We start from the raw sequence: 17,373 nt of genomic DNA, 5'->3' as shown, positions 1-17,373 counted from the left end.
TTTTTAAGCTTGCCATCTTAAAGCCCTATCTCTATAGATTTTAAGTTCCCTTAAGGTTTACTTCTGCCAGCTTGCTAGCTTTCTCACCTTAATAAAGTATCCTTAACACTAATTTTTGCAATAAAATGAGTGCTTAGCTTCATGGGTTTATCTTTATATGTGGGACAGAGAGTACAAGAATATGAACTTTATGCATTTCGTTGAAAGGTCTAGGGCGGCCAATAGCGGGGCTGACTGGCATGAATGAATCCTTCTTTGGATATCTTTACCTTCCCTTTATAAATTTTTTTATTTTTTTAAGGGAGAGTTTTGCTAGGACTTTCTGTGGAAGCGAGCAGGTAATAAGAATGAAATAGGATTATATAAAGGGCTGCTCGAAAGCATATTACTTTTTTCGAGGACTTCCTTGAGGGGCACATTTTTTAAAAGCCTCTTAAGAAAAGATGGCGAAGCGTTTGCTGGGTTTCCACAAAAATCTCTTCGTCAGGGTTTAAAGCTTCTATCTCTTCTAGGGTAAACCAGCGTATCCCATTAGTCTCGCAAGGATTTTCTTTGATCTCGCCTCCTATGGGGCGGGTAATATAAATAAAATCAACATGTTGATGGGCAGGTTGATCTCCGAAAGGAGGAATTTCTTCTAATAAGCATAGATAGGGACGTTCAAAACTATGCGCATTCCACCGCTCAATCCATATATTTTCTTGAAGAATAATCTCAACCTCAAGACCCGTTTCTTCTTTAACCTCTCGTTTGGCTGCCATAGGGGGAGTTTCGTGAGGATACATATGCCCTCCAGGCGGCAACCATTTACTTAATTTCCGGTGAAAAATGAGTAAGACTTTTTCATTATCAAAAATATAAGCGGTGGCGGTGCATTGTTTTTCCATATAACCTTATCTAAAATTTTAACCTTCTACCCTATCACTTGCGGAAGGATTATTCTAGTTTTTTTACATCACCTTAGTTTATAAATGAAGAGGCTTATTAAGGCTATAAACCTAAAGGTGGAATTTTATTTATAGGGTAGCTAAAGGAATGTTTAATTGTGTTTTGGCCTATCTTGTCTAGTGAATGGCTGGCTTTTAAGCTGTTTTTAGCAGGAAAGAGCCAAAGGATAAAAGATAAAATTCCTTAATAAGGCCTCCATGAACCTGTAATCCTCGATTATTTATTTAATCATCTAAACTTAAAGTGGCTATGCAAGAATTTAATCAACTGATAGAAATTATTGAGCGTTTGCTAGCGCCTGAAGGATGCCCTTGGGACCAAGCGCAAACGTTACATTCGCTAAGACCTTCAGTCTTAGAAGAAAGCTGTGAAGTCATTGAAGCGATAGATTTAGGCAACAATAGCCATATTCAAGAAGAGCTAGGGGATCTTTTTTTTAATGCTGTTTTTCTGTGCAAGATAGCAGAAAAAGAGAAGCGTTTTACTTTTGGTGCCGTGCTTAACGAGCTTAATGAGAAATTAATCCGACGCCACCCGCATGTTTTTGGCGAGGGAAAAAAGATAAATACATCTCAAGAGCTTTCCCATCAGTGGGAAGAAATAAAAAAGCGTGAAAAAGGTAAAGATACGCGCAAAAGCGTCTTGGATGGTATTTCTAAGTGTTTGCCTGCTTTATCACGCGCTCAAAAAGTTCTTAAAAAAATAAAAAATTTTGGATATTTAAAAGATCTACCCGCCGGTGATCTTTCTTGTATCCATAATGAAAATGAATTAGGTAAACATCTTCTTTTCTTGGTAGGAGTAGCTCAAAAACAGGGTCTAGATGCTGAGCATGCTTTAAGAAAAACTCTCGCTCATTTAGAAAAAGATTTTCAACTTTTTGAAAAAAAAGCATTTATAAATAACGAGGAATAAGCTATCCTTATAGCTGCCGGGGACCTTGTGGAATGAAATAGTTCGAACCAGGTCAGGACAGGAATGTAGCAGCCTTAAGGATAATGTTTATGCCTTGAGATAATCTCCGGCACTCTTTTTAATTAAATTCTTCTTAAAGTTAAACGATGGTATGCTTTCTAAGTAAGCTATCTTTCTAACACCTTTTTTCTTGTAACGTATAAGGTCATTATCTTTTTACCTTTCTTCATTCTAGAGAATGAGGTGGGAAAAATATATTCCTTTATTTATTCTTCTCATGCTTGGCTGCTAGCGCTTTGATGTTAAAATTTTTGTAGAAAGATAATAATCTTTTTGATAAAATTTAAAACTATAAAACCCTTTCCTTATTAATAACAGATTTTTATGTACTATTTGAGGCGGAATTAATGAACAAAATTATATTATCTTTAATAATCTGTTTACTTGCTATTTCTTGTGCTTCACGCTATGGAGATTTTTATCCCATGCATGATGATGGTAAAGCCAAACCGCGAGTGGTATTATTGCCTACTGTTGATGCTACGGAAAAATCCTCTAGTGTCGATTATCTTATAAAGCAAACGCGTCATCAATTAAGAGAAAGGGGAAGCTTATATCTTTATCCCCAAGAGTGCGTTGAAAGACAATTAGAAAAGATAAAAAAAGTTTCCTTTTTTGATCCCGATTTTTCTTTTGTGAAAAATTTTGGGGGAGCTGATGTAATAGTAGCTACTGAACTTGTAGAATATCGAAAAGATAGGTATGGAGAGGTAGAAGTGAAGTGCATGCCCCCTCATCTGCATAATAAAAATCTATTAACTATGAAGCTAAAGGTGCGTATGATTGATCTACGTGGAGAGCAACCGACAGTAGTCCTACAAGAGATTATGACAGAGCAGCTTTTGCTCCCTCCTACAGCCTGCGATAGTGATAAAGAAAAGTATTATTTCAAAAAATTAAGCGAGCGTTTAGTAAGAGATCTTATCACACGCTTAGAAAATGTAGCCTTACACGTTCTGTAGATGAAAAAGGAGAGAGGGAGGATCAAGCAAGCCTTGCTCTTTTTAATTTATAAACTTAAGTTTAAGCAATGGAAAACATGCAAGCATTGATGATTGAGCGGTTACAGATTTTCACTAGCGCAAGCTTTATATTTATAATATTTTTGTTAGTGGCCTGGAAAAATGATTATTTTAGCTCCAGTAGAAGATTGCCTGAATCCAAGCAAGCGCTAGCTGTAAAGGTATGGAGTTGTCCTTTTGCTATTTTTTTTCTTTTGCAAATTCTACTCGTTCCCGCCTCTTTTAAGTTGTGGACTTTTTTTTATCCCCACGAAGAGCCCTTTTCTCCTTCATCTCTTACTCCAGAAATACAAGGGTGGTACACCATCTACGCTATTTTTGTAACAGGCATAGGAATAGGTGTTTATTACTTTTCTTTATCTAAAGGAAACCAAGAGATAATTCTAGGAGCATGTGCTTCAAAGGGCAGCCTTTATAAACTACAAGATTTTTTTATTGCTTGCCTAAGTGGGGTGTTAAGTTATCCTTTAGTCATCGCAACAGGTCAATTTATTGCTCTTTTGTTAATGCTCACCTACCAAAATGTTGAAATCGAGCAAGTAGCTGTGCAGCAGATTAGGATGGCAACCTCTTCTCTACCTCTGCTAATGACTTTAAGTGTATGCATTATATTTATCGTCCCTATCATCGAAGAATTGCTTTTTAGAGGTTTTTTACAAAATGGATTAAAAAAATATATGACCTCCAAGCAAGCGATTGGATTGACTTCCTTAATCTTTGCCCTCCTTCATTTTTCTTCCCTGCAGGGCTGGGGAAATGTTGAATTAATCACTTCGCTTTTTGTCTTGTCTTGCTTTCTAGGATTCATCTACGAGCGGCAGCAATCTATTTGGGCATCTGTTAGCTTACATGCTATTTTCAATGCGGTTAATATTATGCTAATTTTTTATACAAAAAGAGGGGTTTAATGAAGCACATCTTTACAAAAACTTGGTTTAAATTAGTGGTATTAGGATGGATAAGTCTATTCTCCCTACCTATACAATCGGAGGAAGAAAAAACCTCTCATGATGAGCTGAATGAAAGGCTTTTAGTCTCTCAAGGGGCCAATGCGTTTGCTGTTGATATGTACAATCAGCTGCCCTCCACGAATAACCTTTGCTTTTCCCCCTACAGTATTTTTTCTTCTTTTGCCATGGCTTATACCGGGGCTGATGAAAATACCCATAAAGAAATCTCCGCTGCTCTTCACTATCCTCCCTCTGTTGATAAATTGGGAAAAGGTTTAGCAGAGCTAAACCATTTTTTTACTTTTTATCCAAGCAGTGCTTCTGATGAAATACGCGTCAGAGTAGCTAATTCTTTGTGGATTCAAACCAATTTCCCGTTACTACCTTCTTACAAAGAAAATATGAAAAAATATTTTAATGGCACATTTAGAGTCATCGACTTTAAAGGACAACCTGAAACTGCACGGGCTACCATTAATGCTTGGGTTAAGCATCATACCTTTGGCAAGATCATTGACATTTTGCATTCCCAAGCCATAGATTCATCAACCCGCATGGTTCTAGTGAGTGCTCTCTATTTGAAAGCAAAATGGAAGAACCCCTTTGATCCCCATTTAACTACTCAACAACCTTTCTTTACAGAGGATGGAGTCGTTCAGACAGCTTTATCCATGACTCAAACAGCTTATCTTCCTTATTTAGATACCCCGGAAGCAACCGTTGTAGAACTTCCTTACATTCTTTCGCGAAAAGAAGGCCCTGAATTTTCTATGATGATTATTTTACCTCATCAAAAAGAGGCCTTGAGGGAAGTAGAAAAAGGGTTAACGGTAAGAAAGCTAGAGGAATGGAGAAAAAATTTAGAAAATACTAAGGTCCTTATAACGATTCCTAAATTTAAAGTTCTCCAATCTAGCAATCTAAAAGATATCTTAGAAAAGATGGGGATGCACACGCCTTTTAGTGAGCAAGCTAATTTTTCAAAGATAAGTGAATTTAAAGGGTTAAAGATTGGAAATGTTTTACATAAAGTCTATCTATCTATGGATGAGAATGGTAGCGAAGTAGCAGCAGCTACCTCCATTAGCATGAATGTTACTTCAATTTTGGAGCCGAAAGCTCCTGTAATTTTTCAAGTAGACCATCCTTTTATTTATATGATTTATGAGAAAAAGACAGGTACTATCCTCTTTATGGGAAGGGTAACCGATCCTAATAAAAGTTAGCTACTAACTCGTTATAAAACTTACCCTCTATCAAGCGCCTAAGCAATTTTGATAGAGGGTAAGACTCACAAATTTGGCTTGTTTTCTTTCTCTCTACTCCCATCTAGTAAAAAATTCTGTAATGGATTATGATTTCTTCATTAAACTGCAGCTGATTAGTAAGGCCTTTCCTCAAAAATTCTATGTTTATGAACCTAAAGTATTATAAGGTCTCTGTTTACGGTATCTCAGACAAAGGCCTTGTACGCTCAAATAATGAAGATTTTTGGACGCATGTGCATGAGTTGGACTTTGTAGTTTTAACAGATGGAATGGGGGGGCATCGTGCAGGGGAAGTAGCTGCTCGTGAGGCAGCTAAGGCTCTTTGTGAGCACTTGCAACAAACACTTGCTATCGCAGGCCCTTCGCTCTCAATTGATGAAGCTCATGGCCTTATTCAGCTATCTATCGAACATGCCAATCATACTGTCTATGAGCTGAGTAAAGCTGAAAAGGAGTGGCGGGGAATGGGAACCACCCTATGCTGCTTACTCTGCCATCCGCAGGGTATTATTTATGCTCACGTAGGGGACAGTAGAATTTATCGTTTACATAACGCTCGTCTTCGACAATTAACTAAAGATCATTCTTTGCTAAGGGAATTAGTGGACTTAGGTCAAGTGAATGAACGAAGTAAAGATAAATTTATTTATAAAAACATTATCACTAAAGCGGTAGGCACAGAAAAATCGGTGGAGCCTTCTGTGCATATTAGCGATGTAGCTAAAAATGACATTTACCTGATGTGTTCAGATGGCCTTACCGATATGCTGAGCACAAAAGAAATTGAATCCGTGCTCAACAGCGTTCAAAATATTGAAGTCGCTGCTCGCATTCTAGTTGCCAAAGCTAATGAAAAAGGTGGGCATGATAATATCACTTTAGTGATTGTTAAAATTGATGAAACGCGTGAATAGAATTTATTTAGATAACAACGCCAGCACGTGTGTGGATCCTCACGTCATCCACGTAATGACCGAAGTCTTACGCACCTATCCGGGAAATCCTTCTAGTCCTCATTCTTTTGGCCGTGAAGCCCGTCAGGTTTTAAGCCAAGCACGCCAGACTATTGCTAGCTATCTTAAAGTACGTCCTCAAGAGATTGTTTTTACTTCTGGAGGCACAGAAGGGGCAAATATGGCCATTCGTGGTATCCTAGGTGCGTTAACTCAAGGGCATATAGTGACCTCTAACGTTGAACATGCCTGTGTGCATAGCGTGATGGATTTATTGCATCATCAAGGAATTGAGGTTACATCTCTTGCGGCAGGTTTGCATGGAGCTGTTCTGCCAAAAGCTGTAGCTGCTGCTATTTGTCCCCATACCCGATTGATTGCTTTAATAGGAGCAAATAATGAAACAGGAGTAAAAACAGATATCAAAGCTATTGCCAAGATAGCAGAAGAGGCAAATATCCCTTTTTTTGTAGATGGCGTAGCTTTGCTTGGTAAAGAGCCATTGGAAATCCCTGCGGGTGTGTCAGCAATGTCTTTCAGTGGACACAAAATTCATGCTCCTAAAGGCTGTGGATTTATTTATCTAAAATCTTCCCAAAAATTACTTCCCTTATTGCACGGAGGGCTGCAAGAATATAACCGTCGCGGAGGGACTGAAAATCTGGCCGATATTGCTGGAATGGCTGCAGCCATACAAATACTGGCCCAAACTTTACCGGAAGCTTCTGAAAAGATGTTAAAGTTAAGGATCTATTTCGAAGAGTCTTTAAAAAGGCATTTAGGCGAGGCAGTGCACGTGAATGGAGAGGGAGACAGAGTTTGCAATACGGTCAACCTAGCTTTTGACGGGATAGATGGAGAAACATTGTTAGCGGCTTTAGATATGGCAGGAATAGCTGCTAGCCACGGATCTGCCTGTGCCTCAGGAGCCATGGAGCCTTCACGTATTCTTCTTAACATGGGGATTCCTTTAAAAAGAGTAAGAGAGTCGATTCGCTTTTCTTTAAGCCGGTATGTCACTCAAGAAGAAATAGATCGTGCAATTAATATAATTGTGAATTTGGTAGCCAAACTAAAGGCTTTATAAGCTATCTTTAAGAATAGAGGCTTGCAAATAAGCCAGACATACATGGAAAAAATTGCTGAAGTTCTTTCTAGAAGAGGTCGATTAATAGTTTTTTATAGCGTATAAAATGTTGCCAGGGGCCCTGCCTTATAAAAATTTCTCTTTAGCTCTTAGAGCGCTTTAAAATATTTTGGACATCCTAGAAAGCTTAAACTTTCTCTTTGCATTAAATTTTTGTTTTATTTCACTTAAATTTCCGTGGCCATCCAAGAATACCTTTGTTTTCCTTTACTGAGAAACAAGAAGTTTCTTTTTTCAAGATAAATTTATATCTTACATTCCTCAGCAAAAAAAATAATTAGGAATTTTGAAGACTAATCGAGTAAGATGTTTTCTTTAAGGGTTTAAGCTAAACGACTAAAAGCTATGCAAATAGATACGCAAAACGTCGATCATTTAGGGTTGATAGCTGGAATGTGTGAGGAGATAGGGTTAGTTGACCTTATTGATCAAACAGTAGGTGATCAGGCGAAAAATAAGCATCTAACCTATGGGCAAGCTATTAAATGCATGATCTTAAATGGATTGGGATTTGTAAGTCGGACGCTTCACATGTATTCTGAATACTTTGAAGACAAACCCATCGATCATTTGCTAGGTACACCAGTCATTCCCGAGCAAATTGATGATAATGTCTTAGGGAGAGCGCTGGATAAGCTATTTGAATTGGGAGTGACCGAGCTTTTTACTAAAATAGCTTTGCATACGATCAAAGTGCTTGGTATCCAAGTAAAAAGTTTACAGTTAGATGCAACAAGTTTTCATGTAGTTGGCAACTATGAGAGCCTATTAGAACAAGGAGAAGCATGCATTCGTCTAGTGCAAGGCTACAGTAGAGACCACAGGCCTGATTTAAATCAAGCCGTTTTGCAACTCATCACTTCCAATGAAGGCAATATCCCTTTATACATGCAAGTGGCCGATGGCAATAGCAGCGATAAAACAGCCTTTACACAAATTGTTGCCGAACATCTTAAAAGCTTTCGGCAAGCCGTAGAGAATCGTTATATAGTAGGAGATAGTGCTCTTTATACGTCAGCCACCTTACAAGCTTTTAAAGAAGAACAAAGCTTATTTGTCACGCGTGTGCCCATGCAAATCAAAGAGGCTAAAGAACTTATGTTTGAAGTACCTTACGACAAGACGATAGAGATAGCAGAAGGCTATCGAGCTTTTGAAAGTACCTCTTGCTATGCCGGTGTTGAACAAAGATGGGTAGCCATCTTTAGCCAAGCGGCCTATCAAAGAGAATGCCATACTGTAGCCAAGCATTATCTTAAGGGCAGTGAAAAAGAAACCAAAGTCTTTATTAAGCTCATGCAGCAAGAGTTTTCATGCCCAAACGATGCTAAGCGCCAATTAGATAAGTTTGTAAAAAAACTTAAATATATACAGATTATAGAACCTCAAATTATAGCAACTCAAAAGCATGCTAAATCTGGTCGACCCAAATCTGGGCAAGCACCTTCTATACTTAGCTATCGCCTAGAAGGAACAGTAGCTTGCTCTTTGCTTAACAAGGCAGAGTTAGAAAAAATTAAAGGATTTTTCATCATCTTAGCGACTAATGACATGGATATGACCGCTTTTCCTGCTCAGGAAGTGTTAAAAACATATAAAGCACAGCAAAGTGTAGAAAGAGGGTTTAGGTTTTTGAAAAGTCCTGATTTCCTGGTCTCTTCTTTCTTTCTAAAAAAGCCAGAAAGGATAGAAGCTCTTTTAATGGTAATGACTTTGTGCCTTTTGGTCTATTCTACGCTTGAATATGAAATTCGAGAAAAATTGCGAGAAAATGGTGAAAACTTCTTAAATCAACTTAAAAAACCTACGCAAAAGCCAACAATACGCTGGGTGTTTTTCTGTTTCCTAGGCCTACATATGGTCTTTATTGATCATAAAAGATTGCAAATTACCAATCTGAAAGAACGCCATAGAATTATCCTTAGATGCTTAGGGCCTCCTTACCAAAAATTCTATTATTCAGAAATGTGGTGAGAAATCACAGTTATATCTTACTTCCTAAGAAATTTTTCTCCATGTCTTTCTTTATAGAAAGTATAAAAAAATATAAGAGGTATGAACAACCGCCCAAGCTCTTATGAAACATAAATTTTTTGATCTCTTATAATAAGAATTGCTTAGAAAAAAAGAAAAAGAATAAGTTAATGGAAAAAAGGTAAGACACGACCTTAAGGAGCAGGTTACACCAGCACTTAAGGCAATCACTTATCCTAAAAATTTAAGGAGCTTATTATGATTCCTTCACCTTCTACTTCTAGCAACCAGGTAACTTTCCGCACTACAGTCTCAGAGAATATAGAAGATGCGGTTTCAGGTGAGCTGATGACTCGGGCAGTTACTTTGTTTCCTTGTGGTCATACCTTTAACGAAGATACCGTCATCCAATGCTTAGCGCGCAATAAGCTTTGTCCTCTAGATAGAAGGCTTATTGAAAGGCATGCACCCAATTACACGGTGAGGCACCTGGCCGAAACAGCTGAATCTCATCCATTAGAAGAATCTAAGCATGAGCCTAGCCAAGAAGCTGTAGGACATTTCTTACGAGGTAAAGAACTTGCTGAACAAGGAGAGCATGCCACTGCTATAGAAGCTTTACTCCAAGCTTTGCAATTAGCTCCTACTTATGAAAAGGCCCAAGCCTATCTTGAATTTTGCCTTAAGCGCTCTTCAGAAGCTTCTTCATCTTCACAACCACTCCCTCTTTCTTTTCAGGATAAAGATAAAGGCCAAGAAAAAAGTCTTTCTTCAAAAGAGCGCTATACAGAACTCTTACTCAATCTTTTAGGAGAACCCTCCATTCAAGAACACTCTATTTTAAAGAGAATACTAGAAAATCAAGTGGAAGAATTGATAAATCAGGAAAGTGAAGAGCTGACCGAGCAAGAAAAGACAAGCTATAAATGGGCGGAAAAATTATTAGGAGACAATAAAAAGGTTAGCCAATTTGCCGTTGAAAAACTGCGCCAAATCCACCCAACCTCTTCCTCTCTTGCCACAATTGCTCCTCAACCTTCTATTTCTATCTTCTCTTCATCTACGACCTCGGCTACTAAAATTCAAGCTCTCTCTTCTCCATCCATCAATCCTATTTCCATAGTCTCGCTTTACAACGCCATCCTCCAAGTTCATTTTCCTGAGGGAAACGGCGATTCCATAACACAAGCTGGTATTTTAGATAAGATTTATGGAATTGAGCCTACTCTTTCTATGGAAAAAAAAGTGCCTTATATCTTTCAAAAGCTCTTTACCTTAGCCGTTTCTCTTTCTCCTACAGAATTTGAAGAAAATCCTAAAGAAAGCAAGGTCTTGACCCTTTCTAATTATTCCTCCTATCTGCTGAATATTAACCGTCTCTTACTCTGGCAAAAGTTACCCGGAGGAATACAGTATTTAAACCAAGCGCATATTAAAGCTCTACCTTTAAAGAAAAAAGGAGAGCTGTTAGCGCAGTGGATAGAAGAGCATGGTAAAAATATCGCCAATCTAAACTTATCTATGTCAGGCTTGACGTCTTTACCGCCAGAAATAGGGCAGCTTACTAAGCTGCAAGCGCTTTCTTTATATGGCAACCAGCTAACCTCTCTTCCTGCATTCCTGCGGCAGCTTACTAAGCTGCGAATGCTTTGGTTAGACAATAATCAGCTAACCTCTATTCCTGCGGAGATTGGACACCTTTCTCAGCTGCAAACGCTTTACTTAAACTTCAACAAGTTAACCGTTATTCCTGCTGGGATAGGACAGTTTTCTCAGCTGCAAACGCTTTACTTACATAACAACCAGTTAAATGCTATTCCTGCAGAGATAGGGCAGCTTTCTCAGCTACAAACGCTTGACTTAAGCATCAACCAGCTAACCGCTCTTCCCGCTGAGATAGGGCAGCTTTCTCAGCTGCAAGAGCTTTGGTTAAATCGCAACCAGCTAACTGCTATTCCTACTGAGGTGGGGCAGCTTTCTAAGCTGAGATGCCTTGCCTTAGACGGCAACCAGTTAACGGCTATTCCTACATCTATCGGGCAGCTTTTTCAGCTGCAAGTGCTTTGCTTAAATGACAACCAGTTAGCTGCTCTTCCTGCGGAAATCGGGCAGCTTTCTCGGCTGCAAATGTTTAGGTTAGATAGTAACCTGCTAACCGCTGTTCCTGCAGCCATTGAGCAGCTTTCTCAGCTGAGAGAGCTTCACTTACATAACAACCAGTTAACTGCTCTTCCTGCGGAAATCGGGCAGCTTTCTCGGCTGCAAATGTTTAGGTTAGATAGCAACCTGCTAACCGCTGTTCCTGCAGCTGCAGCCATTGGGCAACTTTCTCAGCTGAGAGAGCTTTACTTACATAACAACCAGTTAACTGCTCTTCCTGCAGAGATATGGCAGCTATCGCAGCTGAAAACTCTTGACTTAAGTAATAATCAGCTAGCCACTCTGCCTACAGAGATAGGGCAGCTTTCTCAGCTACAAACGCTTGACTTAAGTAATAATCAGCTAGCCACTCTGCCTACAGAGATAGGGCAGCTTTCTCAGCTGCAAACGCTTGACTTAAGCAGCAACCGGCTAACCGTTATTCCTCATCTTCCTAAGCTAAGATCACTCAAGATTGATGGTAATCCCCTTTAGATGGCGTTATGAAGGCAATCCTATCTTTTGTACGCTTGTTTGCTTTGGTGAATAAACGGGAATCTATCTTTCCTAGCCTTTGGGCCAAGGTTTCAGATAGGTAGCCTATAATTAGCAAAAACTTTTCCTTTCAAGCCTTTTAGCATGTTATGCAGGCTATAAAATGAAAGGTTTGAGATCAAAAACTTTGAGAGGCTAATCTAAAGGGATGAGAAGATAATTAATAGAAGAATAAGGGAAACAGCTAAACCTTTTATATAATACCAACAAGGTTTTTCTTTCTTTTCTCTTAAAATAAAAATTGATTAATAAAGAGGAAAAAGAGTAAGTTCCTGACAAAAAGGTAAGGTAGATCCTTAAAAAGACAGTTTACATCTGCACCTAAAGTTATAGCTTACCCTCAAAACTTTAAGGAGCTTATTATGATCCCTTCATCTTCAACTTCTAGCACTCAGGTAACTTTCCGCACTACAGTTTCAGAGAATATAGAAGATGCGGTTTCAGGAGAGTTGATGACTCGAGCAGTTACTTTGTTTCCTTGTGGTCATACCTTTAACGAAGATACCGTCATCCAATGCTTGGCGCGCAATAAACTTTGTCCTCTAGATAGAAGGCTTATTGAAAGGCATGCGCCTAACTACACGGTGAGGCACCTAGCTGAAACGGCTGAATCTCATCCCTTAGAAGAAATTAAGCATGAGCCTAGTGAAGAAGCTGTAGGACATTTCTTACGTGGTAAAGAACTTGCTGAAAAAGGAGAGCATGCAACTGCTATAGAAGCTTTACTGCAAGCTTTGCAATTAACTCCTACGTATGAAAAAGCCCAAGCCTATCTTGAATTTTGCCTTAAACGTTCCTCAGAAGCATCTTTACCTTCACAGCCGCTCCCTCCTTTTCCGCCTTCTTTTCATAGTAAAGATAAAGTTAAAGAAAAAAGCCTATCTTCTACAGAGTCTTCTAAAGAACGCTATACTGAACTTATATTCAATCTGTTAGAAGAGCCTTCTATTCAAGAAAACTCTATATTAAAGAAGATATTAGAGAATCAAGTCGAAGAGCTGATGAACCAGGAGAGTGAAGAGTTAAATGAGAAAGAAAAAGTAAGCTATAAATGGACTGAAAAATTACTAGGAGAAAATAAAAAGGTTAGGCAGTTTGTGGCTGAAAAACTGCGCCAAATTCACTCAGACTCTTTCTCTCTTGTCCCAGTCGCTCCTCAGTCTTCTATTTCTTCTTCTCCTATCTCTTCTAAAGGGATTCAGCCTTTTGCTCCTCCATCTACTACTCCTATTTCCATGGCCTCGCTTTACAACGCTATTATGCAGGTTCATTTTCCTGAGGGAAGAGGGGATTTCATAGCACAAGCTGGCATTTTAGATAAAATTTACGAAATTGAGTCTACTCTTTCTATTGAAGCGAAAGTACCCTACATCTTTCAAAAGCTTTTTACCTTAGCCGCTTCTCTTTCTCCTTTAGAATTTGTTGGAAATGCTAAGGAAAGCAAGGCCTTCACTCTTTCTAATTATTCCTCCTATCTACTAAATATTAACCGCCTCTTAATCTGGCAAAAGCTACCTGGAGGGACAGAGTACTTAAATCAAACACAGATTAAAGCTTTACCTTTAAAGAAAAAAGGAGAACTGTTAACGCAGTGGATAGAAGAGCAAGGTAAAAACATTATCAAACTGGACTTAGATGATGAGTTAGATTTGACCATTTTACCGCCAGAGATTTGGCAGCTTTCTCAATTGGAATGGCTTAACTTAAGTAATAATCAGTTAACTACTCTTTCTCCAGAAATAGGTCAGCTTTCTCAGCTGCAATCGCTTTGGTTACATAACAACCAGCTAACCGCTATTCCTGCTGAGATAGGGCAGCTTACTAAGCTAGAAGTGCTTAACTTAGGCGATAACCAGCTAACCGCTATTCCTGCTGAGATAGGGCAGCTTACTAAGCTGCAAGGGCTTGCTTTAGGCTTTAACCAGTTAACCATTATTCCTGCAGAGATAGGTCAGCTTTCTCATCTGCATATGCTTCACTTAGGAGATAACCAGCTAACCATTATTCCTGCAGAGATAGGTCAACTCTCTCAGCTGCAATCGCTTGACTTAAGTAATAACCAGCTAACTATTATTCCTGCCGAGATAGGGCAACTTTCCCAGCTGACGAGCCTAGACTTAAGTAACAACCAGCTAACGACTATTCCTGCATCCATCGGGGAGTTTTCTTGGATGGCACTTGACTTAAGCAATAACCAGCTAACCGTTATCCCTCACCTTCCAGAGGTAATACTTAATATTGAGGGCAATCCTCTTTAGACGGCATTATGAAGAGGGGATTATCTTTGGTTTATTTTTTTAATTTGTTTTGGTAAATAAACGAGAATCTATCTTCCCTAGCCTTTGAGCTAAGTTTTCAGATGGATAGCCTATAACCGTCAATAATATTTCCTTTTAAGCCTTTTAGCATATTATAGAAGCTATAAAAGAGATTGGAAAGTTAACATCTTAAGAAACTAGCCTAAAGAGGTGAAAGAAAATTGATAAAATAATACATTTAATTTCAAGAGAGGAAAATTTTTATGCTTTTTCTAGTTTTCAGATTTGAAGAGTGGTAATCATCACGCTTTTGATTTCTAGTAAAGTCGCTTCGTTGACTGTAATAACGAAGGGCTCGATATAAATCGATTCTCCCTCCTCAGGCATGTGCCCTAGCTTCGAAAGGACTAGTTCAGATAGTTTTAATTTTTTCTCATCAGCTAGCTTTACATCAAATTGTTTATAAAACTCTTCAATCGTCATATCACCTGGCAGGGTTCTGTCAATGATTAATTGATTAGGTAAAGCGTCTTGCTTGTGGATAGGGTGATGGTGAGGGCCGAAGATGGCTTGCATAATGCAATCAAGGCTAAGGATGCCGGAGGCTTGTCCATTGACATCTAAGACAACGGCTACACTTTGATTATTGCTTTTAAATTGTTTGAGGATTTGCATGATGTTAGTATTTTGGGTGATAAACCAAGGAGGAAGGCAATAGTCACGCAGCCGTTTATTATCGGCAGCGCGAATCAATAGCCGCGGGAAAGCTATTCCTATAATATGATGCATTTCCCCGAGGTGAACGGTTAAGAAACGCTCTTTTGTCTTAGCCATTAAACGTTTAGCATCTAAGATCGTAGCAGTAGCACCTATGGTAGGAATTTGGCCAATAGGGATCATGAGCTGGCGTGCTTCCTTATTATTCATCTTAAAGATATTGGCAGTAATCGTTTCAAATTCCTTGTTTTCAGAGCTGTGGAGTTTAATGTCATCTTGCTCTTCTAAAAGCTTCTGAAGCTCTTTTTGACTAAGATAGAAGTTGGCATTAGATTCTCGTCCTCCAATTAAATAATTGGCTAATTTTGAAAGTCCGCTAATCACCCATAAAATGGGGGTCATCAATTTGGCAGTAAAATAAACAATTGGTACTCCCATCATGGCAATATGCTCAGGATAGCGCCTAGCCGCCAAGATAGGAGCTAACTCGCCGAAAATTACGACTAGGATAACCTGCGATAAAGGGGCAAGATCAGGATCAAGGCCTATACTTTGATGAAAAACTCGAGCACATTCCGATCCAATCACCATGGCTAAATTAACGATAATTAAGGTAGTCCCAAATAATCGCGAAGGGTTATGAAGAAGATCGTTAAGCCAAATTGCTCGTGTATGACCTTTGCTATAGTAATATTGCAGTCTTATCTTATTAAAAGAGACACAAGCCATTTCTGCCATAGAGAAAAAAGCTAAAACGAAAATAGAAAAAATATTAAAAAATAGCCACCAGCCTGCCGAAAGATTCATTTAATGCTACCTGCTTTTAAGCCTTCGAACGTATATTCTTCTTATCCTATTTGGATCAGCCGATAAAACTTGAAAGAGAAAGGTGTTGTTTTCAAATTTAGTGCCACTTTTAGGGATATCTCCCAGTTGTTCCGTTAACCATCCCCCTAAGGTAACCATACTTTCACTTTTCAAATCCGTTTCAAAATAGTTATTAAATTCATCCAATTCCATTTTCCCACTTGCAATAATCTCGTCTTTTCCTGCTTGGGTAAAAATAACTTTTTGATCGCGTAAATCTTTAATTTTCCCTACGACTACTTCGACGATATCTTCATAGGTAACTAAGCCAGAAATAGAGCCATATTCATCTACCACCAGAGCTATTTCTTGGCCACTTTCCTCGAATCGCCTTAATAAGGTACGCGAAGGAGTGGTCTCTGGAATATAATAGGGGCGCCATAAGAAATTTTTTAAATCTTGGGAGGTATGGATGGCTTGCCGATGGAGAAAATATTGTTTAGCATCAATGATCCCCAAAACATTTTCAATGCCGTTTTCACAGACGGGGAGACGAGTGCATTGCTTATCCACGAAAAGATGAATTAATTTTGTTAAAGGATCTTCTTTATTATAAAATAGGATTTCTTGGCGCGGACGCATGATTTCTCTTACATTCGTATCCTGAAGATTTAAATATCCTCCAATTAATTCTCGTTCCTCATGGTTAAGAATCCCAGCTTCTTCAGATTTTTTTAGCACGTGATGAAGTTCTTCGCGCGATATAACGGCATCTTTTTTTAGAAAGAAAAAAAATACACGCGAAATGGGAGAGAGAATGTAGATGATAAATGTTTTGATCGGGTATAGCAGGCGTTGTAGAGAAGCTAAAGCGGGTGCGGTATGCTTAGAAAGTTTAACATTGTTTTGTATCCCCAGGTATTTGGGCACAATCTCGCCAAAAACTAATAAAAGTACAAAAGGTAAGCCTACGGCCATTAGCCACCCACCTGCGTTTGTAAAAGCATTTGAGATAACGTTTTGCAGGAGAATATTGACGATCGTATTAAGAAGAAAAACGGTAATTAGCAATTCACGTGGCTGCGCAAGCAGTCTAGAGATCAAGCGTTCGCGTGAATCTTCACTGTTTTTAAAGCTTTTAATTCTTGTAGAAGAAAGAGAAAAAAGCGCTGCTTCAGAAGCAGAGCACCAACCAGAAGCAAGTGTGAGCAATAAGATAACTACAATTAAAATTAAACTACTTATCATGGCTTGCTTGCCATCGATTTATCAAAAAAGACTTTAATTTGTCCCTCGGGCACAAGACCTAAACCTTTCATAAGAACTTGCTCGACCCACGCCGGATCGCTTTGGCTATTAATTTCAATTAAAAGCTTTTCTTGCAAAGCATACGCTTCTTTCTTTTGTTTTTCTAGCTCTTGGTAATGCTCTTGAAGGGTAGCATACTCTTTATCTCGTACTTTCATACCCTGTTCCAATAGCATATAGATAAAAAGGCCAAACAGAATGACCCACCAAGCTTGAAAAAAAAACTGTTCTACGTATCGATTAATTTTAAGAAGAAAGAGCTGCATACATCAAATTTATATTCTTTTACTGTTTTTCTATCCAGCGTTTTAACACAAGTTAACCATCTGGAAGCTTATCAATCTGAGGGAGC

13 protein-coding genes and 1 other RNA gene are annotated in these 17,373 nt (G+C 38.7%); 10 read left to right on the top strand and 4 right to left on the bottom strand.

The genetic code is table 11. The features are described 5' to 3' along the window. Positions 1 to 422: 422 nt before the first annotated feature. Positions 423 to 887: an NUDIX hydrolase gene (locus tag DB41_RS06670; RefSeq protein WP_039385731.1), complete on the bottom strand. Its 465-nt coding sequence runs from the start codon at positions 885 to 887 to the stop codon at positions 423 to 425. A 310-nt stretch (positions 888 to 1,197) separates the two neighbouring features. Here DB41_RS06670 and DB41_RS06665 point away from each other — a divergent pair, with 310 nt between their 5' ends. The 10 genes from DB41_RS06665 (at position 1,198) to DB41_RS12115 (ending at position 14,189) form a co-directional block, all read left to right on the top strand. Continuing rightward, complete coding sequence (locus tag DB41_RS06665) at positions 1,198 to 1,863, top strand: MazG family protein (protein ID WP_080502438.1); 666 nt, start codon at positions 1,198 to 1,200, stop codon at positions 1,861 to 1,863. Positions 1,864 to 1,878: 15 nt separating this feature from the next. Then, positions 1,879 to 1,977, top strand: an RNA gene (ffs, locus tag DB41_RS11305) — signal recognition particle sRNA small type. Positions 1,978 to 2,270: 293 nt separating this feature from the next. Next, positions 2,271 to 2,885 (top strand): hypothetical protein, encoded by a 615-nt coding sequence (locus DB41_RS06660; protein ID WP_039385729.1) that lies wholly within the window; start codon positions 2,271 to 2,273, stop codon positions 2,883 to 2,885. Between the two features lie 77 nt (positions 2,886 to 2,962). Continuing rightward, a complete protein-coding gene (locus DB41_RS10820; protein WP_162180927.1) occupies positions 2,963 to 3,853 on the top strand; it encodes a CPBP family intramembrane glutamic endopeptidase in 891 nt (296 codons plus the stop codon). After that, entirely contained in the window at positions 3,853 to 5,121 is a 1,269-nt protein-coding gene (locus DB41_RS06650) for a serpin family protein (protein ID WP_039385728.1), read from the top strand. The genes DB41_RS10820 and DB41_RS06650 overlap by 1 nt, the downstream gene beginning before the upstream one ends. 188 nt (positions 5,122 to 5,309) lie before the next feature. Next, the gene (locus tag DB41_RS06645) at positions 5,310 to 6,077 is read left to right on the top strand and encodes a Stp1/IreP family PP2C-type Ser/Thr phosphatase (RefSeq protein ID WP_238578453.1); all 768 of its coding nucleotides are present in this window, start codon (positions 5,310 to 5,312) and stop codon (positions 6,075 to 6,077) included. Continuing rightward, on the top strand, positions 6,061 to 7,203 hold the full coding sequence (locus DB41_RS06640; protein WP_039385822.1) for a cysteine desulfurase family protein: 1,143 nt from the start codon (positions 6,061 to 6,063) through the stop codon (positions 7,201 to 7,203). The genes DB41_RS06645 and DB41_RS06640 overlap by 17 nt, the downstream gene beginning before the upstream one ends. 405 nt (positions 7,204 to 7,608) lie before the next feature. Then, entirely contained in the window at positions 7,609 to 9,237 is a 1,629-nt protein-coding gene (locus DB41_RS06635; protein WP_039385724.1) for an IS1634 family transposase, read from the top strand. 258 nt (positions 9,238 to 9,495) lie between these two features. Next, positions 9,496 to 11,871: a leucine-rich repeat domain-containing protein gene (locus tag DB41_RS10815; RefSeq protein ID WP_052243973.1), complete on the top strand. Its 2,376-nt coding sequence runs from the start codon at positions 9,496 to 9,498 to the stop codon at positions 11,869 to 11,871. Between the two features lie 422 nt (positions 11,872 to 12,293). Then, positions 12,294 to 14,189: a leucine-rich repeat domain-containing protein gene (locus tag DB41_RS12115; protein ID WP_052243972.1), complete on the top strand. Its 1,896-nt coding sequence runs from the start codon at positions 12,294 to 12,296 to the stop codon at positions 14,187 to 14,189. A 279-nt stretch (positions 14,190 to 14,468) separates the two neighbouring features. On the opposite strand, the gene DB41_RS06620 is transcribed toward DB41_RS12115, so the two are convergent. The 3 genes from DB41_RS06620 to DB41_RS06610 are packed head-to-tail and all read right to left on the bottom strand — an operon-like array spanning position 14,469 to position 17,179. After that, positions 14,469 to 15,713 (bottom strand): CNNM domain-containing protein, encoded by a 1,245-nt coding sequence (locus tag DB41_RS06620; protein ID WP_039385723.1) that lies wholly within the window; start codon positions 15,711 to 15,713, stop codon positions 14,469 to 14,471. Between the two features lie 6 nt (positions 15,714 to 15,719). Then, the gene (locus DB41_RS06615; RefSeq protein ID WP_039385721.1) at positions 15,720 to 16,961 is read right to left on the bottom strand and encodes a hemolysin family protein; all 1,242 of its coding nucleotides are present in this window, start codon (positions 16,959 to 16,961) and stop codon (positions 15,720 to 15,722) included. Further along, positions 16,958 to 17,179, bottom strand: a complete 222-nt coding sequence (locus DB41_RS06610; RefSeq protein ID WP_238578452.1) for a hypothetical protein — start codon at positions 17,177 to 17,179, stop codon at positions 16,958 to 16,960. The genes DB41_RS06615 and DB41_RS06610 overlap by 4 nt, the downstream gene beginning before the upstream one ends. Positions 17,180 to 17,373 lie beyond the last annotated feature (194 nt).

This window comes from Neochlamydia sp. TUME1 (genome assembly GCF_000813645.1).
Taxonomy (GTDB): Bacteria; Chlamydiota; Chlamydiia; order Chlamydiales; family Parachlamydiaceae; genus Neochlamydia.
Note: the sequence above shows the minus strand (reverse complement) of the source record. Positions and strands in the feature narration are given on the sequence as shown.

Bases quoted from the DNA above. Each gene is read 5' to 3' on its own strand.
- DB41_RS06670 (WP_039385731.1), bottom strand. From the start codon at position 887: ATGGAAAAACAATGCACCGCCACCGCTTATATTTTTGATAATGAAAAA.
- DB41_RS06665 (WP_080502438.1), top strand. From the start codon at position 1,198: ATGCAAGAATTTAATCAACTGATAGAAATTATTGAGCGTTTGCTAGCG.
- DB41_RS06660 (WP_039385729.1), top strand. From the start codon at position 2,271: ATGAACAAAATTATATTATCTTTAATAATCTGTTTACTTGCTATTTCT.
- DB41_RS10820 (WP_162180927.1), top strand. From the start codon at position 2,963: ATGCAAGCATTGATGATTGAGCGGTTACAGATTTTCACTAGCGCAAGC.
- DB41_RS06650 (WP_039385728.1), top strand. From the start codon at position 3,853: ATGAAGCACATCTTTACAAAAACTTGGTTTAAATTAGTGGTATTAGGA.
- DB41_RS06645 (WP_238578453.1), top strand. From the start codon at position 5,310: ATGAACCTAAAGTATTATAAGGTCTCTGTTTACGGTATCTCAGACAAA.
- DB41_RS06640 (WP_039385822.1), top strand. From the start codon at position 6,061: ATGAAACGCGTGAATAGAATTTATTTAGATAACAACGCCAGCACGTGT.
- DB41_RS06635 (WP_039385724.1), top strand. From the start codon at position 7,609: ATGCAAATAGATACGCAAAACGTCGATCATTTAGGGTTGATAGCTGGA.
- DB41_RS10815 (WP_052243973.1), top strand. From the start codon at position 9,496: ATGATTCCTTCACCTTCTACTTCTAGCAACCAGGTAACTTTCCGCACT.
- DB41_RS12115 (WP_052243972.1), top strand. From the start codon at position 12,294: ATGATCCCTTCATCTTCAACTTCTAGCACTCAGGTAACTTTCCGCACT.
- DB41_RS06620 (WP_039385723.1), bottom strand. From the start codon at position 15,713: ATGAATCTTTCGGCAGGCTGGTGGCTATTTTTTAATATTTTTTCTATT.
- DB41_RS06615 (WP_039385721.1), bottom strand. From the start codon at position 16,961: ATGATAAGTAGTTTAATTTTAATTGTAGTTATCTTATTGCTCACACTT.
- DB41_RS06610 (WP_238578452.1), bottom strand. From the start codon at position 17,179: ATGAAAGTACGAGATAAAGAGTATGCTACCCTTCAAGAGCATTACCAA.